The sequence below is a fragment of the Paenibacillus sp. 598K genome (genome assembly GCF_003851045.1).
Taxonomy (GTDB): domain Bacteria; phylum Bacillota; class Bacilli; order Paenibacillales; family Paenibacillaceae; genus Paenibacillus_D.
The window spans coordinates 1-500 of sequence record NZ_BFBX01000261.1 but is presented as its reverse complement, the minus strand read 5'-3'; the positions used below and the strand labels follow the sequence as shown (position 1 = coordinate 500).

Sequence of the window (500 nt, the reverse complement as noted above, 5' to 3'; positions counted from 1 at the left end):
GTCATTAACCCGTACACGCTGGGCGATGATATCCCGGGCGTCGATCCGGTCGTGAACCGGTACATCGGAGTCTACGAAGTGGAGAGCGACAACAAGGTCATGAAGTTCACCTTGATCGTCCTCGGCAAGGACGATGTCACGCCGAAGCCAGGGGCAGCGCCGGAGATCTATCCAGCGCCTGTGCCGGAGCCGGGAACTGATCCTGATACGACGAAGCTGCCGAGCGACCCGGCGATTCCGGTCGGAGCAGGCAACCACCTGGTCGTGAAGGTGTCGTCGAGCAAGATCGCTACGCCGAGTTCGGGGGACCTTGCGCCATCCGTAGGCGTGATCAATCCGTACACGCTGGGCAACGACATCCCAGGTGTCGATCCGGTGGTCAATCGGTACATCGGTATCTATGAGGTAGACAGCAACAACAAGGTTGTGAAATTTACTTTGATCGTCCTTGGCAAGGACGACGTAACGCCGAAGCCGGGAGCAGCGCCGGAGGTGTATCC

At 59.0% G+C, this 500-nt stretch carries 1 protein-coding gene; it reads left to right on the top strand.

Annotated elements, in window-relative coordinates:
- A partial coding sequence (locus PA598K_RS36925) for a hypothetical protein (protein ID WP_221414209.1) occupies window positions 1–500 on the top strand: 500 nt, incomplete at both ends.